This is a genomic window from Paraburkholderia sp. USG1, from assembly GCF_031570135.1.
Lineage (GTDB): Bacteria > Pseudomonadota > Gammaproteobacteria > Burkholderiales > Burkholderiaceae > Paraburkholderia > Paraburkholderia dioscoreae.
This window is the reverse complement of the sequence record NZ_JAMWXW010000036.1, coordinates 82,498-97,029: the sequence shown is the minus strand read 5'-3', so window position 1 is coordinate 97,029 and position 14,532 is coordinate 82,498. Positions and strand designations below refer to the sequence as shown.

The 14,532-nt window shown below is 63.0% G+C and carries 15 protein-coding genes; 5 read left to right on the top strand and 10 right to left on the bottom strand.

The features are described from left to right. Nucleotides 1-483 precede the first annotated feature (483 nt). Both NE850_RS33835 and NE850_RS33830 read left to right on the top strand, forming a co-directional pair. A complete protein-coding gene (locus tag NE850_RS33835; RefSeq protein ID WP_035516332.1) occupies nucleotides 484-681 on the top strand; it encodes a hypothetical protein in 198 nt (65 codons plus the stop codon). Between the two features lie 18 nt (nucleotides 682-699). Continuing rightward, nucleotides 700-1,134: a hypothetical protein gene (locus tag NE850_RS33830; protein WP_157187660.1), complete on the top strand. Its 435-nt coding sequence runs from the start codon at nucleotides 700-702 to the stop codon at nucleotides 1,132-1,134. 364 nt (nucleotides 1,135-1,498) lie between these two features. Here the strand turns inward: NE850_RS33830 and rng are convergent, their stop codons facing one another. The 9 genes from rng to upp form a co-directional block, all read right to left on the bottom strand. Continuing rightward, on the bottom strand, nucleotides 1,499-2,968 hold the full coding sequence (gene rng, locus NE850_RS33825; protein WP_007175665.1) for a ribonuclease G: 1,470 nt from the start codon (nucleotides 2,966-2,968) through the stop codon (nucleotides 1,499-1,501). Between the two features lie 9 nt (nucleotides 2,969-2,977). Beyond that, nucleotides 2,978-3,607 (bottom strand): nucleoside triphosphate pyrophosphatase, encoded by a 630-nt coding sequence (locus tag NE850_RS33820; RefSeq protein WP_007175664.1) that lies wholly within the window; start codon nucleotides 3,605-3,607, stop codon nucleotides 2,978-2,980. A 274-nt stretch (nucleotides 3,608-3,881) separates the two neighbouring features. Further along, nucleotides 3,882-4,352 carry a 23S rRNA (pseudouridine(1915)-N(3))-methyltransferase RlmH gene (gene rlmH, locus NE850_RS33815; RefSeq protein WP_007175663.1) on the bottom strand — a complete coding sequence of 157 codons (471 nt, stop codon included), beginning with the start codon at nucleotides 4,350-4,352 and terminating at the stop codon, nucleotides 3,882-3,884. Nucleotides 4,353-4,398: 46 nt separating this feature from the next. Continuing rightward, nucleotides 4,399-4,854: a ribosome silencing factor gene (gene rsfS, locus NE850_RS33810; protein ID WP_035516329.1), complete on the bottom strand. Its 456-nt coding sequence runs from the start codon at nucleotides 4,852-4,854 to the stop codon at nucleotides 4,399-4,401. A 4-nt stretch (nucleotides 4,855-4,858) separates the two neighbouring features. Continuing rightward, nucleotides 4,859-5,575, bottom strand: coding sequence for a nicotinate-nucleotide adenylyltransferase (locus NE850_RS33805; RefSeq protein ID WP_051058895.1), 717 nt, complete (start codon nucleotides 5,573-5,575; stop codon nucleotides 4,859-4,861). A 49-nt stretch (nucleotides 5,576-5,624) separates the two neighbouring features. Next, nucleotides 5,625-6,548 carry an oxygen-dependent coproporphyrinogen oxidase gene (gene hemF, locus NE850_RS33800; RefSeq protein ID WP_007175660.1) on the bottom strand — a complete coding sequence of 308 codons (924 nt, stop codon included), beginning with the start codon at nucleotides 6,546-6,548 and terminating at the stop codon, nucleotides 5,625-5,627. A gap of 251 nt (nucleotides 6,549-6,799) precedes the next feature. Then, nucleotides 6,800-8,098 (bottom strand): phosphoribosylamine--glycine ligase, encoded by a 1,299-nt coding sequence (purD, locus tag NE850_RS33795; RefSeq protein WP_007175659.1) that lies wholly within the window; start codon nucleotides 8,096-8,098, stop codon nucleotides 6,800-6,802. 261 nt (nucleotides 8,099-8,359) lie between these two features. Further along, nucleotides 8,360-9,088, bottom strand: a complete 729-nt coding sequence (locus NE850_RS33790) for a YebC/PmpR family DNA-binding transcriptional regulator (protein ID WP_007175658.1) — start codon at nucleotides 9,086-9,088, stop codon at nucleotides 8,360-8,362. A 356-nt stretch (nucleotides 9,089-9,444) separates the two neighbouring features. Further along, nucleotides 9,445-10,095 (bottom strand): uracil phosphoribosyltransferase, encoded by a 651-nt coding sequence (upp, locus tag NE850_RS33785; RefSeq protein ID WP_007175657.1) that lies wholly within the window; start codon nucleotides 10,093-10,095, stop codon nucleotides 9,445-9,447. Nucleotides 10,096-10,383: 288 nt separating this feature from the next. On the opposite strand from upp, the gene NE850_RS33780 reads away from it, so the two are divergent. From NE850_RS33780 to NE850_RS33770, 3 genes are all read left to right on the top strand, one after another. Beyond that, nucleotides 10,384-11,163, top strand: coding sequence for an SDR family oxidoreductase (locus tag NE850_RS33780; RefSeq protein WP_007175656.1), 780 nt, complete (start codon nucleotides 10,384-10,386; stop codon nucleotides 11,161-11,163). Between the two features lie 69 nt (nucleotides 11,164-11,232). Further along, nucleotides 11,233-11,622, top strand: a complete 390-nt coding sequence (locus tag NE850_RS33775; protein ID WP_007175655.1) for a methylglyoxal synthase — start codon at nucleotides 11,233-11,235, stop codon at nucleotides 11,620-11,622. A 47-nt stretch (nucleotides 11,623-11,669) separates the two neighbouring features. Further along, entirely contained in the window at nucleotides 11,670-12,644 is a 975-nt protein-coding gene (locus tag NE850_RS33770; RefSeq protein WP_165187403.1) for a quinone oxidoreductase, read from the top strand. Nucleotides 12,645-12,720: 76 nt separating this feature from the next. On the opposite strand, the gene NE850_RS33765 is transcribed toward NE850_RS33770, so the two are convergent. Next, the gene (locus NE850_RS33765) at nucleotides 12,721-14,511 is read right to left on the bottom strand and encodes a tetratricopeptide repeat protein (RefSeq protein WP_310699949.1); all 1,791 of its coding nucleotides are present in this window, start codon (nucleotides 14,509-14,511) and stop codon (nucleotides 12,721-12,723) included. Nucleotides 14,512-14,532 lie beyond the last annotated feature (21 nt).

The window sequence follows — 14,532 nt, the reverse complement described above, 5'->3', positions numbered from 1 at the left end:
ATTGGGGGTTCGGTCGGGGGTGGGGTGTTGAAGGATCGGGCGGTTGGCAGAGCCGGTTTGGCTAACGGCCGGCTGTATAGCTTGCCGATTCCGTATCCGAGCCACGGGAGCCCAAGCCTTTTCGGGCAGTTCTTCGCACGGCGCATCACATTGAGCAATAGCGTTACGCGGTCCGGGACGCTCACAGAAAAAAGGCCGCGCGAGGCGGCCTTCAAAGGATGTATGGCATTGTCGGGCCGGGAGCGCTGGCGACGGTGATACGGCGTCACTACTCTGGAAACAACACCGACCGCTGTATCCGCGAATGTCAGTGAGTCGGCCGGGTCGACCCCTTCCCCGTGTTCGGATGATCGCCAAACCGGGTATGTTGGTACATCTGCGCGCCGCGCACCGTATGCATGGAGCCCCGGACGCTTAAGTGAACTAAGGCGCCTAATCGTTGCTTTTTATGCCCATGCGAAGGGCTTAATATATTCATTCCAATTGAATAACAAGCTCGTTACAGATCGAGAGCAACTTGACCTGCTCTATCACGGCACAGACCGCGTAGCTCGACTGTCGCAGCACATGCAGATACTCATCGCTTATGCCGAGATATTGAAGGAACGCGACGCGCAAATTGGCGAGATCATGACGGCCCTTTTTGCGCGCGTGGATACTTGGTTGATGGCGCAGCAATAGGCCGCAACAAAGAGGAAAGTGCTCTTTCCGATGTATGCCTATGGCGCCGTCGCGTGCGCTACATCAGCTTTTCATCGCCACGCTGCGATTGCAAAAAAAAAAGTACATCATGCGCAAATTCATAATAAAACGCTGGCTGAAAGTCTCGTTGGCTGCAATCCTGTTCACGCTTTACTGGACCACCCGCAAACAAGTGGGGATTGGGCCGCTTGGGTGCCGGTTATAGGCGTTCTCGGTTCGATTTCCGTTGCCATTGGGCTTTCGCGAGTTCAGCCGCGTCAACAAGTTGAGACCGAGTTGCGAAGCCGCTGGCGGCGCCTTGCATTTGCCCAGGCTATAGTGGATGACACCATTGGTTTAATCGGCATGTCGTGTTCAGCCTTGAGAAATCAATCTTCGGCTTCGGAATACGCTTACGGCTATTCACTAGCGGAGGCGCGTGATAGTTTATGACACGATGAAGGCTATCCCCGGGCTTGATCTGGGGCATACGAGGCGGCGGCCGGCTTTATACGCGTTCGCAGGTCGCTGGACGGATCATACTCTCGTGAACGATATAGCAGTCGGCGCACCTTGCGATTGAGGATGACCTTGGATATCAGCGATGCACGCAACGGGTCAACGAGATAGCCGGGCGAGCAGAAAATGGTAAGGCTGATATTTTTATGTAACGCAAAGAGCATGGCGGGAAATAGACGCGTTCATGAACGCTGACACAAAGGGCTAGAACCCTTAAGTCGCACCAGCTGTGACGACTTAGTGGGCGGAACTTAACTCCGCCGCAGCGCCAGTCACGCTATAAAACAGTTATTTTTGCCTACATCAAAACAATATCGTACTGCTCCTGACTCAAATTCGACTCCACCTGCAACGACACCGGCTTACCGATAAAATCGATCAACATTGCCAGATGCTGCGACTCTTCTTCGAGAAACAGATCGATCACCTGCTGCGACGCCACCACGCGAAACTCGCGCGGATTGAACTGCCGTGACTCGCGCAGAATCTCGCGCAGCACGTCGTAACACACCGTGCGCGGCGTCTTGACCTGCCCCTTGCCCTGGCAAACCGGACAAGGCTCGCACAGCACATGAGCAAGCGATTCACGCGTGCGCTTGCGCGTCATCTCAACCAGGCCGAGCTGCGAAAAACCATTCACGGTCACGCGCGTGCGATCGCGCGAGAGCGCCTTTTTCAATTCGCCCAGCACCTGATCGCGATGCTCGACGTTTTCCATATCGATGAAGTCGATAATGATCACGCCGCCCAGATTGCGCAGACGCAATTGCCGTGCAATGGTGTGCGCGGCTTCGAGGTTGGTCTTGAAGATCGTATCGTCGAAGTTGCGAGCGCCGACGTAGCCGCCGGTGTTCACGTCGATGGTCGTCATCGCTTCGGTCTGGTCGATCACGAGATAGCCGCCGGACTTCAGATCCACCCGGCGCGACAACGCGCGCTGGATTTCCGACTCGATGTTGTACAGATCAAAGAGCGGCCGCTCGCCGGTGTAGTGGTGCAGCTTCGACGACACCGCCGGTGTGAACTCGGCCGCGAAATCGGCCAGCATCTGATACGTCTCGCGAGAATCGACCTGAATGCGCGATGTCTCGTCGTTGACGAAATCGCGCAGCACGCGTTGCGCGAGATTCAAGTCCTGATATAGCAGGCTCGTGGGCGGCATGCGCTGGCCTTGCGACAGAATGGTGGCCCACGTCTTGCGCAGATACGCGACGTCGCCGGCCAGTTCCTCACTCGTCGCATCTTCGGCGATGGTGCGCACGATGTAGCCGCCTTTCTCGTCGGCGGGCAGCACGGCGGTCAGACGCGCTCGCACGGCCTCGCGCTCGGCTTCGCTCTCGATCTTCTGCGAGATGCCGATATGCGGCTCCTGCGGCAGATACACGAGCGTGCGCCCGGCAATGCTCACCTGCGTGGATAGCCGCGCGCCCTTGGTGCCGATCGGATCCTTCACGACCTGCACCATCAGCGTCTGGCCCTCGAAGACGATTTTTTCGATCGGCTGATGCGGCGCCTGATGCTGCGGTTCGCCGGCAATGCGCGGATGCCAGATGTCGGCGACATGAAGGAACGCCGCGCGTTCGAGACCGATGTCGATGAAGGCGGATTGCATGCCCGGCAGCACGCGTACGACCTTGCCGAGATAGACGTTGCCGACGCGTCCGCGCGACAGCGTTCGTTCGACGTGAAGTTCCTGGACGGCGCCTTGCTGGACCAGCGCGACGCGCGTTTCCTGCGGCGTGACATTGATCAGGATTTCTTCATTCATGGTGTTATTTTAGAAGTCGATGCGCGCTGCACGCAGGAGGGCAGCGGATTCAAAAAGCGGCAAACCCATGATACCTGAATAGGACCCGTCGATATGCTCGATAAACTCCGCGGCACGCCCCTGCACACCATATGCGCCCGCCTTGCCGAGCGGCTCGCCGCTCGCCACATAGCGGCGGATCGCCTCTGAGTGCAGCGCAGCAAAACGCACCTTCGACACGGATAGCGCGGCGGGCAGCAACGCACCTTCGGCGTCGACCACGGCCACGGCGGTCAGCACTTCGTGATCGCGGCCGGCGAGGCGCGTGAGCATCGCGAAGGCGTCGTCGGCATCGACGGGCTTGCCGAGTATCGCGTCTTCGATCGTGACGGTTGTGTCCGCAACCAGGATCGGCCGCGCGGCATGGCCGCCGCCCACGAGGCGCGCACGTGCAGCATGCGCCTTGGCGACGCACACCCGCTGCACGTAGTCGTGCGCGCGCTCGCCGGGCAGTTCGGCCTCAAGCGCTTCGGCGTCTTCATCAGGGCGCGGCAGCAGCAGTTCGAAACGCACGCCGAGCTGTTGCAGCAGTTCCTGGCGGCGTGGACTCTGCGAAGCAAGGTAGACGAACGAATGCAGCGATGCGGCGGACGTGGACATGAACAGGTCTCGATCAAGCGGATTGTAGGGATGTGCAACGGGTGCGACGGGCGTGACGCTCGAGCGTCGATCAGTGCGTTGGGGAAGCCTTCGATGCGAGCGGGACAACGCGTGCTACGCGCGTGCCATTGTGCACGCCAACATGCACATTGCTCTGCGCCAGAAAACGCGACCCAGAAAGCACGACAACAAAGGTGCGGTTACAGAGCGCGACTATAAGGCGCAACCGACAACCCGCGACCCAGCCGCGTGGTCGACGCGCCGCCTCGTTCGCTCACACGCGATGATAGGGGTGATTTTGCGTGATGGTCCACGCGCGGTAAAGCTGTTCGGCAAGCAGCACGCGGACCATCGCATGCGGCAACGTCAGGCTCGATACACGCAGCAACATATCGGCGCGCGCTTTCAGATCGGGGTCGAGCCCGTCGGCGCCGCCGATCAGAAACGCCACGTCGCGGCCATCCTGCTGCCAGCCAGGCAGGGCGCCGGCAAGCTGCATGGTGGTCCAGTCCTTACCGCGTTCGTCGAGCGCGACAATGCGAGCGTTCTTCGGCAACGCGGCTTCGATCTTGACACGCTCGGCGGCCATCACGCTTTCAGCCGGCCGTCCCGACGAACGCTGCTCGGGTTTGATTTCGCGCAGCTCGATGCGCAGCTCGGGCGGCATGCGTTTCGCGTATTCGTCGAAGCCGGTGGCGATCCAGTCCGGCATTTTGTGGCCGACGGCGAGGATATGCAGTTTCATTGCGGAAGAAATCGCAGACTATGACGGTAAGCCGGTCAAAGCCCGCTCACTTGCGGCGGGCGGGCGCCTTGCGCGCGGGTTTCTTCACGGCCGGCGCCGCTTCTTCGTCCTCGTCTTCGTCGGGCTCGCTCGAACGCGCTCCGCCGAACGGGTCCGGCGTGGACAGCTTGATGCGCACCGGCTTGTCGCCCCAGATTTCTTCGAGGTTGTAGTACTGGCGCAGGGCCGGCTGCAGGATGTGCACGATCGCGTCGCCGCAATCCACCAGCACCCATTCGCCGATGTCCTCGCCTTCGGTACTGATGATCTCGCCGCCGTTTTCCTTGACGCTTTCACGCACGCTCGAAGCGAGCGCCTTGGTTTGCCGGTTCGAGGTGCCGCTCGCGACGATCACGCGATCGAACAGCGCGGTCAGGTGGCTGGTGTTGAATACCTTGATGTCTTGCGCTTTGACGTCTTCGAGAGCGTCGACGATCACGCGTTGCAGTTTGCGAATATCCATGAGGTTACCGGTGGTACAGATGATGTTGAAGAATATAGTCCCACACCGCAGTGGGGACATGGCTCGCCGCCTGGTCTTGCTGTTCGCCGCCCGCGAGGGCGAGCCGCCGGTTCACCTGCTCGCGCAGATGCGCGCGAATGTCGGTGGCCGAAACGTTGAACGCAAGCGTCGTATCGATCAGCAAGTGGCCGCAGGGCGTGGCTTGCAGAACGTCGGCGCGGGCACGGCGCGCGTCGATTTCTTGAACGACCGCCGGCGGAATCGACGTGAGGTCGAAGCCGGGCCGGGTGGCCGCGCAGATATGGGCAAACTCGAACAGGCGCCGCCAGTCGCGCCAGGTGTCGAGGTGTACCAGTTGATCCGCGCCGATCAGGAGCGCAATGGATGCGTCCTCACCTTCGCGTTCACGCCAGCGTTGCAGCGTGTCGATCGTGTAAGTCGGGCCTTCGTGCTCGATCTCGTCGGTCGCGACACGCACGGTCGTGCCCGGCAGCACCAGTTCGCTCGCCGCCGCGCGTGTCATGGCGAGCCGGTGCACGGCCGGCGACACATCCGATTTCTGCCAGGGCTGGCCGGCCGGCAACAGTACGAGCTCGGTCAGTTGCAGCACGTGCGCGAAACGCCGCGCGAGCGCGAGGTGGCCGTCGTGGATCGGATCGAAGGTGCCGCCGAGCAGTCCGATCCGGCGAGGCAGGGCAACAGGATGAGCGTTCGGCTTCAGGTGAAGATCCTTTGTCGTGACGACTGGAGCGAGGTGCGGGCGCAGCCCGTCACACCCACTCGCGCGGCACGAGAAAATCGCTATAAAGACGCGCTTCCGGCGTGCCCGGTTCGGGCTGCCAGTTGTAGCGCCAGTTCACCACAGGCGGCATGGACATCAGGATTGACTCGGTGCGTCCGCCGCTTTGCAGCCCGAACAGTGTGCCACGGTCGAAGACCAGATTGAACTCGACGTAGCGTCCGCGCCGGTAAGCCTGGAAATCGCGCTCGGCCTGACCGTACGGAATGTTGCGGCGCTTTTCGATGATCGGCAGGTAGGCCTTGAGGAACGCGTCGCCCACGCTCCTGAGCATCGCGAACGATTGATCGAAGCCCGGTGCCGAAAAATCGTCGAAGAAAATCCCGCCAATGCCGCGCGGCTCGTTGCGGTGCTTGAGGAAGAAATACTCGTCGCACCAGCGCTTGAAACTCGGGTACAGGTCCGCGCCATAAGGCTGCAGCGCGTCGCGGCAGGTGCGATGAAAATGCTGCGCGTCTTCCTCGTAACCGTAGAACGGCGTCAGATCCATGCCGCCGCCGAACCAGAATACGGGCTCTTCGCCGGCCTTGGTCGCGATCAGCAGACGCACGTTCATATGCACGGTCGGGCAGTGCGGATTGTGCGGGTGCAGCACGAGCGACACGCCCATTGCTTCGAACCCGCGGCCGGCCAGTTGCGGACGCGCCGCGCTCGCCGAGGCCGGCAAGGCGTCGCCCGCGACGTCCGAGAAGCCGATGCCGGCGCGCTCGAAGAAGTTGCCGCCTTCGAGAATCCGCGTGTAGCCGCCGCCGCGCAGCTTTTCGCCGGGCGCGCGCTGCCAGGCGTCGGTCGCGAACGGCGTGCCGTCGAACGCGCCGAGCGCGTCCGCGATCTGCGTTTGCAGGCCTTGCAGCCAGCTGCGCACGGCTTGTGCGTCGTAGCTCGAATCGGTCATGAATGCAGATGCTGAGGGCGGCACGCTCATCGTGCCGCGGGTTCGTCGTGAGGGCGATGGCCGGGCCCGCGTCAGGTTGCAACCTGCGAAGGCGCGGCCTTGCGGTTTTACGCGCCGGGCGGGACGCTCCCGGCTCCGCTCAGCCACATTGGCCCGGATTGGCCCACATAGTGCGGTGGGCGCCGGTATCGCCGCGAAAACCCGCAGTGTAGCGCCGTTGGCGCCGCACGCGGGTGAGTGGGGTGATGGGCTTAGTGCTTGCCTTCGGTCCTGGCGTCGTGCTTGCGGTTCAACGCACGGTAGCCGATGTCGCGCCGATACTGCATGCCGTCGAACGAGATCTGGTTGATCGTTTCGTACGCGACCGACTGCGCGCTGCGCACTGAATCCGCCAGACCAACCACGCACAGCACGCGGCCGCCCGAGGTGGTCAGCTTGCCGTCCGTCAACGTGGTGCCGGCGTGAAACGTGACCGAATCCGCGGTTTCAGCCGGAATATCGCTGATGCGGTCGCCCTTGCGCGGCGTGTCCGGATAGTTGTAGGCGGCGAGCACCACGCCGAGCGCGGTGCGGCGGTCCCATTCCAGTTCGACCGTATCCAGCGTACCGGCAATCGCCTGCTCGACCACCTTCGAATAGTCGCCCTTCAGACGCGCCATGATCGGCTGCGTTTCGGGGTCGCCCATGCGGCAGTTGAATTCGAGCGTTTTCGGGTTGCCTTGCGCGTCGATCATCAGACCGGCGTACAGGAAGCCGGTGTAGCGGATGCCTTCCTTCTCCATGCCACGCACTGTAGGCAGGATGATTTCGCGCATCACGCGGGCGTGCAGTTGCGGCGTGACGATCGGAGCGGGCGAGTAGGCGCCCATGCCGCCTGTGTTCGGGCCCTGGTCGCCGTCGAGCAGACGCTTGTGGTCCTGGCTGGAGGCGAGCGGCAGCACATGCTTGCCGTCCACCATCACGATGAAGCTCGCTTCCTCGCCGGCGAGGAATTCCTCGATCACGACACGCGCGCCGGCGTCGCCGAGCTTGTTGTCCGACAGCATCATGTCGACCGCAGCGTGCGCTTCTTCCAGCGTTTGCGCGACCACCACGCCCTTGCCGGCGGCGAGGCCGTCAGCCTTGATGACGATCGGCGCGCCCTTGGCGTCGAGATACGCGTGCGCGGCGGCGACGTCGGCGAAGGTTTCGTATTCGGCGGTCGGAATCGCGTGGCGTTTCATGAATGCCTTGGCGAAGTCTTTCGAGCTTTCGAGCTGGGCAGCTTCTCTAGTCGGCCCGAAAATCTTCAGACCGCGCGAGCGGAACAGGTTGACGATGCCGGCCGCGAGCGGCGCTTCCGGCCCGACCAGCGTGAAGGCGATCTGCTCCTGTTCGACGAAATCGGCGAGCGCGGCCGGATCCGTGATGTCGATGTTGCGCAGACGCTCGTCCTGGGCGGTGCCGCCGTTGCCAGGAGCCACGTAGACGAGCTGGACCCGCGGCGATTGCGCGAGCTTCCATGCGAGCGCATGTTCGCGACCGCCGGAACCGACGACGAGTAACTTCATGTGAATCCCCGAGACTTAAAAACCATAAACGGCTGACGCAGCACGCTCAGCCGTGGAATGACAACAAGGTTTGCAGCGAGCCCGCAGCAGCCGCTGGCGGCGCGCAGGGCACAGTGCAAACGCGGGTGGAAGCGCGGTGCCCGATCACACTCAAGCCACACCCACGCCACACTTACGCGCTATCCGCAACGACGCGAGGGCCGGCCGGCGGCGTGGCGCGGTTCGACGGGAACCGCCGCACTACGCGCCGCCGGGGCACGCTCATTCGTCGGCGATCGCGGCGTTTGTATAGACTTCCTGCACGTCGTCCAGATTCTCCAGCGCGTCGAGCAGCTTCTGCATTTTTACGGCGTCCTCGCCGGTGAACTCGACTTCCGTTTGAGGTTTCATCGTCACCTCGGCGAGTTCGGCCTTGAAGCCCGCGGCTTCCAGCGCCGATTTCACCTTCGGGAAGTCGTTCGGCGGGCACAGCACCTCGATACTGCCGTCGTCATTCGTGACGACGTCGTCGGCGCCGGCTTCGAGCGCGGCTTCCATCAGCTTGTCTTCCGGCGTGCCGGGCGCGAACAGGAACTGGCCGACGTGATCGAACATGAACGCCACCGAGCCGTCCGTGCCCATGTTGCCGCCGTTCTTCGAGAACGCGTGACGCACTTCCGCCACCGTACGCGTGCGGTTGTCGGTCATGGTGTCCACGATTACCGCCGCGCCGCCGATGCCGTAGCCTTCATAGCGGATTTCTTCGTAGCTTGCGCCGTCCACGCCGCCCACGCCACGCTGGATCGCGCGGTTGACGTTATCTTTGGGCATGTTGGCGTCGTACGCCTTTTCGACGGCGAGCCGCAGACGCGGGTTCGAGTCGATATCGCCGCCGCCCATGCGCGCCGCGACCTGAATTTCCTTGATGAGCCGCGTCCAGACCTTGCCGCGCTTGGCGTCGGCCGCTGCTTTCTTATGCTTGATGTTGGCCCATTTCGAATGACCCGCCATACCTTTCTCCATCGCGCGCGCCAGTGGGGCGCACGCATTGTGCAATTGTCGTTGCGTTTCCGTGGCGCTCGAGCCTAACCACGCCCGGCCGGCCCGGCTAGCGGGACCGCAGTTCGGCAGCGCGGTTGGGGCGGGCGGTGCGGCGAGGCTCCACGCGACAAACGCCGCGCCGGCCTGACAGCCCCGCGAAAGGCGCGGTGCGCCAGGCGGTGGTGCAAGTTGAGCCGCTCTTTGAGCGGATTCGAATTTTATCACGCCGCAAGGGGGCGGCAGAGGGCGAGATAGCTGCAAACGACGTGAAAAGTGTGCGGCGGCGGCCTTTGCAGCGTCGCCGTCGCGCGCTTTTCAGGCCGCTTTCAGTTTTTCGTGCCGAACAGGCGGTCGCCGGCGTCGCCGAGACCGGGAACGATGTACGCATGCTCGTTCAGATGCGAATCGAGCGAGGCGACATACAGCTTGACGTCCGGATGCGCGTTCTGGAACACCTGCACGCCCTCGGGCGCGGCGACCAGCGCGAGGAACAGGATGTTCTCGCCCGCCACGTTGCGGCGCTTGAGCACGTCGACCGCATGCACGGCGGAGTAGCCGGTCGCGACCATCGGATCGCACAGAATGAACACGCGATCTTCGAGGTCCGGCAGGCGCACGAGATATTCGACCGGGCGATGGTCCTCCGCGCGATACACGCCGATGTGGCCCACCCGCGCCGACGGCACCAGCTCCAGCAGTCCGTCCGACATGCCGATGCCGGCCCGCAGCACTGGCACGATCGCCAGCTTCTTGCCGGCGATCACCGGCGCGTCGATCTCGACGAGCGGCGTGGTCAGGCGGCGCGTGGTCATGGGCAGATTGCGGGTGATTTCGTAGCCCATCAGCAGCGTGATTTCACGCAGCAGTTCGCGGAACGTGCGGGTCGAGGTATCCCGGTCGCGCATGTGCGATAGCTTGTGCTGGATCAGCGGGTGATCGAGGATGAAGAGATTGGGAAAACGGCTGTCCTGAGTCATGGCGGGGGGCGCAAGCGGCGGCTAGAGGGATCGGTTCGGCGCACCGCGCTGCCGCAAAACGGCTGGCTGGCGGACGCGCCACGGCGCAAGTTTACCGAAAGAGTGCGCTCCGAAGATACCGGAGATTGCGGCGGCCCGGCACAGTCCGGCACCGATTCTTCTAGAATCGGGGAAACTTCGCCACGAGCGCGCGCCGGGCCTGTCGCTTCGCGCGATGCCGCGACGGAACCGCAAACCCGGTACGGCCGGCGCTTTCTCCCGACGCACAACTTCACGAGGACAACACTGATGGACATGGGAATCGCAGGACGCACCGCGCTGGTCTGCGCGGCCAGCAAGGGACTGGGGCGCGGCTGCGCGGAAGCGCTCGCCGCCGAAGGCGTCAACCTGACGATCGTCGCGCGCACCGCTGAAACGCTGGAGGCGGCCGCCGCGGAGATTCGCAAGCAAAGCGGCGTGGAAGTGAAAACGGTGGCATGCGACATCACCACGCCCGAAGGCCGCGCCGCGGCGCTCGCGGCCTGTCCGCAGCCGGATATTCTGGTCAACAACGCGGGCGGACCGCCGCCCGGCGACTTCCGCAATTTCACGCATGAAGACTGGATCCGCGCGCTGGAAAGCAACATGCTCACGCCGATCGAGCTGATTCGCGCGACCATCGACTCGATGAGCGCGCGCGGCTATGGGCGTATCGTCAACATCACGAGTTCGGCGGTGAAAGCGCCGATCGACGTACTCGGTTTGTCGAACGGCGCGCGTTCGGGGCTGACCGGCTTTGTCGCGGGCCTCGCGCGCAAGGTCGCGCCCACCGGCGTGACCATCAACAACCTGCTGCCGGGGCTGTTCGACACCGACCGCATCGCGGTCACCTTCGCGGCGCAGGCAAAGTCGCAAAACATTTCCGTCGACGACGCCCGCCAGCAGCGCATGAAAACGATCCCCGCTGGCCGCTTCGGCAACCGTGACGAATTCGGCCGTGCCTGCGCGTTCCTGTGCAGTGTGCATGCCGGCTACATCACAGGGCAGAACTGGCTGATCGACGGCGGCGCTTATCCGGGCACGTTCTGAACGGCAGGTGTCGCAGCTTCCTCATCACAACAACAACGACAATCACAACGGTTTCAGGAGTCTTACGTCATGACCACCCGTATTGCGCTGATCGCGCACGATCATAAAAAGGATGACATCGTCAAACTGGCCGGCGAATACGTCGACACGCTCAAGCGTTGCGATATCGTGGCGACCGGCACGACCGGCGGGCGCATTGCCGACGCGCACGGCCTCGCCGTCGAGCGGATGTTGTCCGGCCCGCATGGCGGCGACCTGCAGATCGGCGCGCAACTTGCGGAAGGGCGCGTGGACATGGTGATCTTCCTGCGCGACCCGATGACGCCGCAGCCGCATGAACCGGACATCAACGCACTGGTGCGCGCGTGCGACGTGCACAACATTCCGTGCGCCACCAACATCTCGACAGCGCGAATGGTGCTCGACTCGCTGACCTTACGCCTTACGCAGCAGGTCTGAGATCGCCCTCGCGCCACCACCCAACCACACGCAACCAAGGAGACATGATGGTCAAAGCAATCCGATTCGATAAAACCGGCGGCCCGGAGGTCATGAAGTGGGTCGACGTCGAAGTCGGCGAGCCGGGCGCGGGCGAGATCCGCGTCAGGCAGACGGCGGTCGGGCTGAACTATATCGACGTGTACTTTCGCACGGGGCTCTATCCGTTGCCGTTGCCGGGCGGTCTCGGTATGGAGGCGGCGGGCGAGGTGACGGCGCTCGGCTCGGGCGTGAGCGGTCTGAAGGTGGGCGATCGCATCGCCTACGTGGCGCGCCCGCCCGGCGCGTACGCGCAGGAGCGCGTGCTGCAGGCCGCTCAGGTCGTGAAGGTGCCCGACGCCCTCACCGACGGGCAGGCCGCCTCGGTCATGCTGCAAGGCCTGACCGCGCAATATCTGCTGCGCCGCACGTATCCCGTGAAAGCCGGCGACACGATCCTGATCCAGGCCGCGGCGGGCGGCGTCGGCCTGCTGGTGTGCCAGTGGGCGAAGGCGCTCGGCGCGACGGTGATCGGCACGGTCGGTTCGGATGAAAAAGCGGAAATCGCCACGGCGCATGGTTGCGACCACGCGATCGTCTACACACGCGAGAACTTCACCAAGCGCGTGCGCGAGATCACCAATGGCGCGGGCGTGCCGGTGGTGTACGACTCGATTGGTAAAGACACGTTTACGGGCTCGCTCGATTGCCTCGCGCCCCTCGGCATGTTCGTGAGTTTCGGCAATGCGTCGGGGCCGTTACCGCCGATCGATTCGTCGGAATTCGCCGGACGCGGTTCGCTGTTCTTCACGCGCCCGACGCTGTTTACCTATATCGCCAAACGCAGCGACTACGAGGCGATGTCCACCGAACTGTTCGACGTGCTGGTGTCGGGCAAGGTCAAGACGAGCATCAATCAGCGTTACGCGCTGGCGGATGTCGGCCGCGCGCACGCGGATCTCGAAGGGCGCCGGACTACCGGGTCGACGATTCTGCTGCCTTGAGACGCGGTATGCGGCGAGCGTTTCGTTCGAGGCGCTCCCGTCCGCGCGGCGTGAAAACAAGATTCGAACGGCGTGCTCAGCGATCAGGCGCCGCCGCCTGTTTCTCCAATGCAGCTTTCACCCGCTGGATCACGTCGTCCCAGGCGCCGGGTCGCGTCTGCCTGAAAAGCCGGGCGTTCGGATACCAAGGGGAGTCCTCGCGACGCTCGAGCCAGCGCCAGCAGGCGTCGAACCGCGAGAGAATCCAGACCGGCTTGTTCAACGCGCCGACAAGATGCGCCGTGGACGTGTCCACGGCGATCACCAGGTCGAGGCTTTCTACGATGGCGGCGGTGTCGGCAAAATCGCGGACTTCGTTCATTGGATCGATGGGACGGTATTCGGACGGAATGTCGTTGATTTGCGGTTGGGTCGTTGCGCCTTTCTGCAAACTCACGAACGTGACGCCCGGCACTTGCAGCAGCGGCAGGAAGGCGAGCGCGTGCAGCGAACGACGCTGATCGACGGCATTCGCATCAGGTTGATGCGGGCGTGGATCGCCGGCCCACACAAGTCCGACCTTGAAGCCCGATGCCGGCAGGCGCCGCTTCCAGTGCGCGATCCGCTCCTCCGGAGCCCGCAGATAGGGCATCGAAGCCGGGATCGTATCGAGGGTCGTTTCAAACCGATGTGGCAGGCTCATCAAGAAGCACCAATAGTCGTGCGGCGGAACATCGTGCTGGCCATCCAAAGGAATGCAATGGTCCACGCCTTCGATCAGTTCGAACAGGCTGTGCAAAGCGCGAGGGCAGGCAATACTCAGATTCGCCACGCCGCGCGCCTTCAATAAAGGCAGATAACGGACGAACTGAAGAAGGTCGCCGAGGCCTTGTTCAGGCCAGACGAGTAGCGATCTGCCTTGCAGCGATTCACCTTGCCACTGCGGATAATCGACATTCGGCGTGGGAATGGCGTGCGGTTCCATGCGCGGATCGTAACGAATTTCGTAACGTTGCCATCCCTCGATATATCGGCCTTCCGTCAAAAGATGCTGCGCGAGAGCGTACTGTTCCGATACCGAATCCGGTTCGCGCTCGATCACTTTCCGATAGGCCTCTTCCGCCTCGGCGCGCCGATGGGTCATGCAGAGAATGTGCGCCAGATTGCGAGTGGCGACGCGATGTTCGGGATCGAGGTTCAGCGCGCGGCGAACGAAGGATTCGGCTTCCTCGTAGCGATAGTCTTTCATGAGCGCCACAGCCAGGCCGTTGCACGCTTCGCAATGTTCGGGTTCGAGCTCCAGCACACGACGAAATACGCTTTGGGCTTCCTGATGGCGTCCTGTCTTCAGGAGGACCATGCCGAGATTGTGCTGCGCTCTTTCGCGCCGGGCGTCGAGAAGGAGGGCCCGGCGGCAGTATGGCTCCGCTTCCGGAAAGCGCTCCGCGCCGATCAACAGGCTGGCCAGATTGATCAACGCCGGGACGAAATCGGCATCGTGATCGAGCGCACGACGAAAAGCCGCTTCGGCTTCGTTCCTCCGTTCCGTGTCGGCGAACAGCGTGGCGATGTTGTAATGCGCGGCGGCATAACCGGGCGCGAGCTGGATCGCGCGATGGAGTAGGGCTTCTCCTTCGGTCTCGCGGTGCTGGTCGATCAGCATGTTGGCCAGATTGACCAGATAGATCGAGTTTTCGTCGATGCCGAGCGCGCGGCGAATGAGAGTCTCTGCCTGGGCGAGTTCGCCGCGATCGGCGTAGAGCAGCCCGAGCAGATGTAGCGCGTCGGCGTGGCGGGGATCTTCGGCGAGTACCTGAAGATACGCCTGTTCAGCCTCATGAGGGAGCCCTGATTGATGGGCTTCGAGTGCGGATTGAAACAGCAGCATGGAGAACGGGTTCTTGCAGTA